This window comes from Bacillus sp. AY2-1, from assembly GCF_008368965.1.
Lineage (GTDB): Bacteria > Bacillota > Bacilli > Bacillales > Bacillaceae_G > Bacillus_A > Bacillus_A thuringiensis_S.
This window is the reverse complement of sequence record NZ_QPEL01000192.1, coordinates 1-9,639: the sequence shown is the minus strand read 5'-3', so window position 1 is coordinate 9,639 and position 9,639 is coordinate 1. Positions and strand designations below refer to the sequence as shown.

Sequence of the window (9,639 nt, the reverse complement as noted above, 5' to 3'; positions counted from 1 at the left end):
AATGAAAAAATATTGGCATAAGCTATCGTTGCTTCAAAAAAATGTATTACTAACGGTATTAGTAATTTTGACCCTTGTTGGAAGTATGGGAGCGTTAAGTTTTAATATGTTTCAAAATAGTATGATGTCTATATTTGAGAGGCAGTCTTTTGAAACAGGTGATGCGGTATTAAATCAATTAGATCTAGAAATAGTAAGGGATTTAGCAAAAGACCTCACAGCTCAAAGAGTGAAGAAAGAAAAATTGACAGAGCAATTAGATAAATCTATAAAAGATATGAAAAGTGTTGGGCAAACATATGTTACAGGAGCCAAGCTAAATGATAAAGCTGAATTACAAATAATAGCTTTGGATACAGAATTAGCAAATACTGTTTCTGTAAAGCCAGGTGAATATTATGAGCAGCCTACTTATTGGATGAAAACATATGATAAAGTAATACAAACAAAACAGGCACAAATGACAGAAGTGTATGAAGATGAATTAGGGTTCTGGGTAACAATTTTAGAGCCAGTTACAGATGAAAATAAAAATATAATTGCAATTGTTGCAGCGGATTTGGAAGCTTCTATTATTCCTCTTACAAAGAAAAACTTTATGATACAAGGTTTACTATTTATTATAATTTCATTAACTATCGCAATTACAATTCAAATATTTATCTCACGAAACTCTCTATCGCCTTTAAAGGATTTACAAGAAGGGTTACGTAAAGTTGGTGAAGGGGATTTAAATATTAAATTGAATGAAAGATCTGATGATATAGGGATAACTAATATCTATTTTAATAACACTATTAAAAAGTTTAATAGGATTATAGATAAAGTAAGGCAGACTGCTGAACAGGTTTCGACATCTTCACAGGAATTGTCGGTAAGTACAAAAGAGAATAGCATAGCCTTTAAAGAAATTGCAAGTGCTATTACAGGATTAAATTTAGGAGCACATTCTCATGAATATGTAGTGCAAAAATGTTTAGAGATTGTTCAAGAAATGGAAAGTAAGATGAAAGAAATTAAAGGAGCTGCAAAACAAGTTGGCAATGCTGTGGAAGACATGGAGCAGCATTCTGTAGAGGGAAAAAATTTGATTAAGCAAATCGTGAATCAAATGAAAAGAATCCAAGATACAGTTCAGGGTGTACCTTCTAGTATTTATGCATTCGAAGCACGATCTAAGGAAATTCATGAAATTCTTACTGTAATTACAACCATTTCAAATCAAACAAATTCATTAGCTTTAAATGCTTCTACTGAATCCTCATATGCTGGAGAGATGGGGGAAGAATTTTCAGGTGTTGCGGACGAGGTACGTATATTAGAGGAAAGAACCGAGGCATCTGCAAGGGATATAGCTAAATTAATTGGTGAAACCCAGGCTGAAGCAGAGAGAGCTGTAAGATCCATACAGAAGAGTTCAAAGGAAGTAGAATTAGGAATAACCCTTGTTCAAAGTAGTGGTGCTTTCTTTGAAAAGATTTCAGAATCTGCACAATCTGTTACAAATCAAATTAAAGCGACTTCGAATCATTCAAGTGACATGCTAAAAGATAATCAAACTATTGTTCAGTTTATAAATGAATTATCACACATTGCAAATACATATGTGAATAGCAGTAGTAATGTGGAGACAAGTATGAAAGAGCAAGAACTGTATGTACAAGATATTGCAGAGTTAGCAAATTCTTTAAAGTGGCTTTCCCAAGAGTTACAGGAGTTAATAAGGGAATTTAAAAGTAAGTAGGATAGAAGAAGGTAAAGGTATAGGGTATGACCTATACCTTTATTTATTCCCACATAAGGGATGAAAGCTTAGGTATATATAATAGTTAAACGAATAATTTTTTGTATATTTTGTTGGAAATAGAGCATGATATTACCAAATTCAACGGAGGTGTTTAAAAAATGCAAATTCGTGAAAATAATAATTCAAACGAAATCTTAATAGTTGCTGCAACAAGTGCAATTGAGCAAATGAAGTATGAAATTGCTCAGGAGTTTGGCGTTACACTTGGACCAGATTCAACATCACGAGCAAATGGTTCAGTAGGTGGAGAGATTACGAAACGTTTAGTTCGTATGGCGCAAGAGCAGTTATCTGGTCAATATAAAATTCACTAAAGTTAAAGGTATATCCCATTGAAGGGATATACCTTTTTAATTTGCTTTTAAAGAGGATCGTTACATTTTTTATTGTTGGTTAAGTTTAGAAACTGCAAATTTAGCTGTGAAATTCATTTTCTTCATGTAAGAAGAATTTACTCCTGCTTGAAATTGAACAGAAATATTACCGTCTTTTTGTGCTTTGAATACGCGACCATATGGTGAATTAGCATTGTATGTGCCAATTAATTGATTATCTGCATCAAAGACTGTATAAGAAATTGGGAACCCGGAATTTTGTACAAAGACTGTAAGTTCTTCCCCTTTACTAAGATTAAATGATTCTTTTTGAGAAACTTCATAGGAATTCATAGAGTAATATTTTGTAACTTCTTGAATTTCTAAATTCGTAGTTGCCGCACTCGCTTTTTGTGCCTCTGCTCCTGGTAAATTCATACCTGATAGTATTGCAATTCCTAGTGCCCCTGCTAAAATAGCTTTTTTCATAATGCTAGTTCCTCCTTTAATATATTTTAAGATTTGAAAAGGAAGTGAAAATACCACTCCTTGAAACCATTATAGTTACAGTGAGAATGGTTTTCAATAAGGTTTGATATGTAATTTTGCATACATAAGGTGGCGATATAAGATAATCTATTATAATATATGTATTTATTTAAAAAATTTAGAAAATAGGTTAATTATTTATCTAAAACTAATAAAGGATTGATTTAAAATGTCAAGAATTAGCATAACAAAATCCCAAGATAGTATAATGATTGCATGGCAATCAGCAGAGATTACCATCCCTTTAAAAGATATTATTACTATATCTACGAATGACGTTCCTCATAATAAGCTCGATCATGTTGTTTATATTGGAACTCCATCTACCTCGAAGAATAGAATACTAATACATACTACAAACTTAAACTTCATTATCTTTGTTGTTAATCCATCTATAATCTTAGAAGAAATTAATATTGAGTAATACATTGGACTCATTTGGTTATATTTTTACTAGAGTAACACAAAAATAAGATATTCATTCTGAATGATTGAAATGATTAACGAGTCCACGAATATGTTAAAAATGGTATTTGGCGGAATTGCAGGAATTTCTTTATTAGTAGGCGGTATTGGTGTTATGAATATTATGCTTGTATCTGTAACGGAACGTACGCGTGAAATTAGTATTCGTAAAGCACTTGGTGCAACGCGCGGAAAATATTAATGCAATTTTTAATCGAGTCTTACATTTTAACAGGATTAGGTGGCTTTATTGGATTTATGTTTGGCGCTTTCTTTGCCTGGCTTATCGCAATGATCGCAGAATGGCCACTTGTTATTTCAGTAAGTTTAGGAGTAACTGCAGTAGGAGTTTCAATGTTGATTGGAAATCTGTTTGGTCTACTTCCGGCTAATAGAGTAGCTAAATTAGATCCAATTGAATGTTTAAGATATGAATAAAAAAGTAGGAGGACATAATTTTATTTATGTTCTCTTGTTTTTTTCAATGGTTTATAAGATTAAAATTGAAATGGTTCAGTGTGAGGAAGGAACCTTATGTTTTTTTAGAGAGTTCATTTATATAATTAAATTATATAAATGAAATAATTTAAGGAAGGTAAGTGAATACTATAATTTATTTTGAACCATTTAATCTAGCAATTAATGACATAGCAATCAAACTTGCTATGGTACTGTTTATACCTTTACTCTTAGCATCGCTTGTCAATTATAAGATAATCGATTGCTGGCAGACTAGCATATCTATCTTGTCTATTTTTTATGTACCATGTATTTAAATTTGTTACAGAGTAGAAAGGCATCTTAGGGTGTCTTTCTTTATAAATAAAAGTAACGTAGTATTTAAACCTATACGCTCACACAAGATTACATGTATTAAGCTCTGTAAATCTATAAAATTTTTGTTTGGATTTTCTTGTCCCAATCAAGTTCCAAAAATGAAGGTTTAGCCTTTCTTGTCTAAATAGCCATTATCATAAATTTTGTAGATACTTTCTTGTCTCAATAACAGGGCATGAGAGTCTAAACTTTTTAAAATTGGGACAAGAAACCCTAAACTATTTAACCAATAATAATGAAGTATATTAATTTTATAAAATTGAAGATAATAGCTCTCCTATAATTATGAGAGCTATTATTTTTATGTTTAAAAGTATTTCTCTTTTGAACTTTTAATATCATCCAAATTAGTATGCTATAGTTGGGGTTCAGTTCATACTCTCCTGGCACCCTTAGCTTGATGGCGATGTGGTGCTACCCCATGTATTAGTTGAGTGGAAAATAGAATGGAATAAGAAATGGATATAGGTTTTAAATATTTTCAAGAGCGTGTTTAGTGTGTGAAAACACGCTCTTTTTGCTTTATTATTTTTTATTTTGTTGTTTTCTATCAGTAATAAACATATTCCACAATGATATCCACACCTGAAATACAGTACGATTTAAAAGGGGAGAGAAACATATGAAAATGATACACGAAGATATATATAAAGAGCATATAGTTACAAAAAGACCGATTGCTATATTTTTGAAAAGTAGTGTTCCGATACATGGTAACTTTTTATCAGGATAATATAATATGAAATATATGGTTAAGAATTTACTACAAAGAGCCGTATAGTTTTTGAAAACAAAACTATACGGCTCTTATAAAATAAATATTGTTTTACTAATTAATTCTTAAAAGCTTGCTTACAAACAACCCTTATTAATCTGTTGTACTAACTTTTGAAATTGAGTTATCTGGGGCCTGATAGTATTCATAAATTTCGTGTCCTGGATTCTGGATTTTCCATTCAGATTTATTGGATACCTGAACTTTATCACCTATAGCAAAGGTTTGTCCTTTATTCGCTTTTACAGCAACCATTTTACTTTTTCCGTCACTTGTGTTGTATTCAACAGAAATATCACCATCATATGCATCTATTACTGTTCCAACTATGAAATTTTGATTTTGTTTTTCACTTACTTTAGAAATTGAATTATCTGGAGCCTGATAATATTCATAAATTTTGTGTCCTGGATTCTGGATTTTCCATTCAGATTTATTGGATACCTGAACTTTATCACCTATAGCAAAGGTTTGTCCTTTATTCGCTTTTACAGCAACCATTTTACTTTTTCCGTCACTTGTATTGTATTCAACAGAAATATTACCATTATATGCATCTATTACTGTTCCAATTATGAAGTTTTGTGTTTGTTTTTCACTAACTTTTGAAATTGAGTTATCTGGTGCTTGATAGTATTCATAAATTTCGTGTCCTGGATTCTGGATTTTCCATTCAGATTTATTGGATACCTGAACTTTATCACCTATAGCAAAGGTTTGTCCTTTATTTACTTTTACATTAACCATTTCACTTTTTCCGCCACTTGTACTGTATTCAACGGAAATATCACCATTATATGCATCTATTACTGTTCCAACTATGAAATTTTGGTTTTGTACTTCACTTATTTTAGAAATAGAATTATTTGAATTAGTAATAGACACATCTGCAAAAGTATTAGATGAGTAAGATAATAATGTTCCTGTCAGAATTCCTGCTGCAATAAGTTTACGCTTCATATAAAATAAACACCTCTTAAATGTATTACGAGATCATGAACTACCGGTAGCTAACACTCGTGTAATCATTATAGTTACACGTAGGTCTGACCGTCAATATAAAATACCTTACAATTTTGTAAGGTATTAAACACAAAATATAAATTGACACTTATATATAAGTAACTATAATGGTTACGTTGAATCGAATGCATATTTTCGAAAGGTTTATTTCATAAATATACAGATTTATGAAATAAATAAATAGATTTAATAAATATAATAGAATGTTAGAGGTGTGTATGTTTTATGAAAAATAAACTGATTGCAACAGGGATTCTTACAGGAGCTCTATTATCCTATTCTTCTAGTATTTTTGCAGAGACTCAAAAATTTAATGATGTACCTTCATGAGCTAAACAATCTGTTAATTATTTAGTTAACAAACAAGTATTAAGTGGCTACCCAGATGGAACTTTTGGCTCAAATGATTCATTAGACAGAGCTTCCGCCGCAACAATTATGACAAAAGTTTTAGGTATATAAATTGACTTCGATGCAAAACCATCCTTTACAGATTCACAAAACCACTGAGGAACACCATATATTGCTGCTGCTGAAAAAGCTGGAATCATTAAAGGTGAGGGAAATGGACTATTCACCCCAACTGGAAAAGTTACACGCGCTGCAATGGCGACAATGCTTGTAAATGCATATAAACTAAAAATACATCAAATGATATTGGACAAAGGAAATTTACAGATTTAAAAGGACATTGGGGTGAAAGATTTGCCAATGTTTTAATTGATTTAAAAATTTCAGTTGGAACCGATAACGGTTGGCAACCAGATAGATACATAACACGTGCCGAAGCCGCTCAACTTACAGCAAAAACAGATATGAGAAATAAAGGTACTAAAGCACCAATTTATTTTTACAATCTTTTTTGTGATGAGGGTAATAAGTTTCAAAACGACAATAGCATTTTTTTTACGTAGTATTTTTTGTAGTAGTAGTCATAGTCTTTTTCTTTATATCTATATTTATCTTTATTATAATCATCACAATCATGTCTTTCTTTTTTATGGTGACCACAATCATGTTTCCAATAACTCATATTTCCCTCCTCATTTATATTTTTATACTGTAGTATCAGCTTGTCCCCTAGATTGGTTAAAAAAGGGGGGATGTCCATGCCCATCAACTTAAGAAAAATAAACGCCCCCAAAACGAAAAAATGAGCTTTTTTGTTACAAGTTAATAAAAATTTTGTACCCTGGAATGTCCCGCCTATTAAAATAGATTTTATAAACTTCTCTGCATCTTATCTTTACATCAGTATGGTATTCTCTGTATATGCCTATGCTAAATTTATTAGTAATAGAAATAGTAAAAATTTCTTTATGAACTAAAATATATTAGAATTATTTATTCTATAAAAATCATCTAAATTATAAGGGATATATAACATGCAAAGAAAAATTTTGATTGTGGAAGATGAAGATATTTTACGTGAAATCGTGAAAGATTATTTACTAAATGAGGGATATGAGGTACTAGAGGCAACAGATGGAAAAGAAGCATTATCTATATTTGAAGAACATGACGTACATTTAATCATTCTAGATATTATGTTGCCAGAATTAGATGGTTGGTCAGTTTGTCGACGAATTCGTAAAACATCTAATGTACCAATTATTATGCTAACAGCTCGTGTGGATGAAGATGATACATTACTTGGATTTGAACTAGGAGCAGATGATTATGTTACAAAGCCGTATAGCCCACCTATTTTATTAGCAAGAGCAAAGCGATTAATTGAAAGTCGATACTCTTCAGTCATTAGCGTAACTAATGAAGATACATTAATGAGTAGTGGTATCTATATACATTTTCCTTCACGTACCATAACTTTAGATAAGGAAGCTATACGTTTGACACACACGGAGTTTGAAATATTAACATATTTAATGCAAAATCAGGGGATTGTTATTACGAGAGAACAACTGATCACTAAAATATGGGGTTATGAATTTGATGGGGATGATCGCACGATCAATAGTCATATTCGAAATTTACGTCATAAATTGGAAAAAAAAGCAAATCATATTGTAACAGTGGTAAGAGCTGGATATAAATTTGAGGGAGACATATGAAAAAAGGAATTGTTTTAAAATTATTTGTATTAACAACAGCTTTATGCATGTTGATTTTAGCAACTATTTTTATTGGACAAACCATATTCTTTAAACAGTATTATGCAAATCAGAAGATAAATGAAATAAAAACAAGTATGCAATCATTTAAGAAAGAGTACTTAAATAAACAAGGAAATCTACAATTTATTCAAAAACTTACTCAAGATTTTTACAAAGAGAATAGCGCGTATATTGCACTATTGGGTAGTAATGGAAATTTAAAGAACGTGAATGATTTTTATATTGAGGTAAAAGTGGATTACTCTGAGGATAAGGAATTTAGACATCAGAAGATTAGAATTCCTTTAGATACTCTTATAGATATAGAGGATACTACCGATGGAAAATTCGACCTAACTTTAGGAAAACGTGTTTTTATTTCTGGATTAAAAAAAGAGTATACTTTGATTCCGCATAGATTATCTTTGAATACTGGAGATGAAACGTGGGAAAATAAACAAATTGATAAAAAACTAAATGAAATCGATGATCAAGATAGAAACTTGGCATCTTCAAAAACATTTATTTCTGGAACCCTTCAAAAAGTGCAAATTCCGGAAGAAAATCTATCATCTAATATTAATTATACAAATCGTCTTTTTATGGAAAGAATCAAAGCTTTCCAAGTAAATTTATTATTTAATGAAAAGAACGATATGAGGAGTAATTCTACAAAAATTCTTGACTATATGCAAAATGATATAAAATATAAACTATTAATTGAGCCGATAAAAGAAAACGATGGAACAACGACATATATTTTTGTTATGACATCTTTACAGCCTGTTGATGAAGCTGTTCAAATGATACAAGATTATTACATGTATATTATTTTATTTGTATTGATACTTGTCTTGTTCTCTTCATTTTATTATTCAAAAGGAATTGCAAAACCTTTATTACGTATAAACAATACAACAAAAAAGATGGCAAACTTAGACTTTTCGGAAAAGATTCCAATTACATCGAAGGATGAAATTGGTGCCTTATCGTCTAATATTAATACATTATCTAATACACTACATTCACATATTAATCAACTTCAGCAAGACATAGAAAAAGAAAAACAATTAGAAAATACAAGAAAAGAATTTATCGCTGGTGTATCACATGAACTGAAAACGCCTTTGAGTATCATGAAGAGCTGCATATCGATTTTAAAAGATGGTGTCGCAAGCCATAAAAAGGATTACTATTTTGAAGCAATGGCAAAAGAAGTGGATAAGATGGATATGTTGATTGTCGATATGCTTCACTTGGCTAAATTTGAATCTGGAACGTATAAAATGGATATGGATATTTTCTATATCGATCAATTAATCGAACAGATTTGTGAACATTTATCTTTAGAAATAACGAATAAGGAATTACAAGTTAATCAAAATCTTTCTAAAGTTGAGGTCATTGCTAATCGACATCGAATTGAACAGGTTCTAACGAATTTTATTACAAATGCAATTCGTTATACACCAGAAAAAGAAAAAATTGTGATTTCTACAACACAAGAGAATTATCGTGTAAAGATATGTGTAGAAAACAAAGGTGCTCATATTCCAAAAGAACAACTAGAGAAGATATGGGATCGATTTTACCGAACAGATGCTGCTCGACAACGTTCAAAAGGAGGAACAGGCTTAGGACTTGCTATATCTAAAAATATTTTAGAATTGAATGGTGTGGAATATGGTGTTTTCAATACAGAAGATGGTGTATTATTCTTCTTCTATTTAAATATAAATAATAAAAGGGAGTAGA

The 9,639-nt window shown here is 30.8% G+C and carries 8 protein-coding genes and 3 pseudogenes; 8 read left to right on the top strand and 3 right to left on the bottom strand.

Annotated features, from left to right (window positions below):
- The first annotated feature begins 1 nt into the window (after nt 1).
- Nucleotides 2-1,744, top strand: a complete 1,743-nt coding sequence (locus DN403_RS28180; protein WP_149185998.1) for a methyl-accepting chemotaxis protein — start codon at nt 2-4, stop codon at nt 1,742-1,744.
- Between the two features lie 161 nt (nt 1,745-1,905).
- Nucleotides 1,906-2,121, top strand: a complete 216-nt coding sequence (locus DN403_RS28175; RefSeq protein WP_149185997.1) for an alpha/beta-type small acid-soluble spore protein — start codon at nt 1,906-1,908, stop codon at nt 2,119-2,121.
- Between the two features lie 69 nt (nt 2,122-2,190).
- Here DN403_RS28175 and DN403_RS28170 read toward each other — a convergent pair whose 3' ends face one another.
- Entirely contained in the window at nt 2,191-2,610 is a 420-nt protein-coding gene (locus DN403_RS28170) for a hypothetical protein (RefSeq protein WP_149185996.1), read from the bottom strand.
- Between the two features lie 229 nt (nt 2,611-2,839).
- Here DN403_RS28170 and DN403_RS32250 point away from each other — a divergent pair, with 229 nt between their 5' ends.
- From DN403_RS32250 to DN403_RS32245, 3 genes and pseudogenes are all read left to right on the top strand, one after another.
- A complete protein-coding gene (locus tag DN403_RS32250) occupies nt 2,840-3,094 on the top strand; it encodes a SunI/YnzG family protein (protein WP_046956905.1) in 255 nt (84 codons plus the stop codon).
- Between the two features lie 81 nt (nt 3,095-3,175).
- Nucleotides 3,176-3,573, top strand: a pseudogene (locus DN403_RS28160) (ABC transporter permease); the annotation flags it as partial.
- A gap of 161 nt (nt 3,574-3,734) precedes the next feature.
- Nucleotides 3,735-3,927 (top strand): annotated as a pseudogene (locus tag DN403_RS32245) (hypothetical protein).
- A gap of 913 nt (nt 3,928-4,840) precedes the next feature.
- On the opposite strand, the gene DN403_RS28150 reads toward DN403_RS32245, so the two are convergent.
- Nucleotides 4,841-5,707, bottom strand: coding sequence for a hypothetical protein (locus tag DN403_RS28150; protein ID WP_149185995.1), 867 nt, complete (start codon nt 5,705-5,707; stop codon nt 4,841-4,843).
- 288 nt (nt 5,708-5,995) lie between these two features.
- Between DN403_RS28150 and DN403_RS28145 the strand changes: the two are divergent.
- Nucleotides 5,996-6,588, top strand: a pseudogene (locus DN403_RS28145) (S-layer homology domain-containing protein); the annotation flags it as partial.
- 65 nt (nt 6,589-6,653) lie between these two features.
- Here the strand turns inward: DN403_RS28145 and DN403_RS31430 are convergent.
- Nucleotides 6,654-6,803, bottom strand: a complete 150-nt coding sequence (locus DN403_RS31430) for a hypothetical protein (protein WP_179958952.1) — start codon at nt 6,801-6,803, stop codon at nt 6,654-6,656.
- Nucleotides 6,804-7,155: 352 nt separating this feature from the next.
- Here DN403_RS31430 and DN403_RS28140 point away from each other — a divergent pair, with 352 nt between their 5' ends.
- Together DN403_RS28140 and DN403_RS28135 are read left to right on the top strand one after the other, a co-directional pair.
- Nucleotides 7,156-7,842, top strand: coding sequence for a response regulator transcription factor (locus DN403_RS28140; protein WP_149185994.1), 687 nt, complete (start codon nt 7,156-7,158; stop codon nt 7,840-7,842).
- Entirely contained in the window at nt 7,839-9,638 is a 1,800-nt protein-coding gene (locus DN403_RS28135) for a sensor histidine kinase (protein ID WP_149185993.1), read from the top strand. The genes DN403_RS28140 and DN403_RS28135 overlap by 4 nt, the downstream gene beginning before the upstream one ends.
- Nucleotide 9,639: the final 1 nt, after the last annotated feature.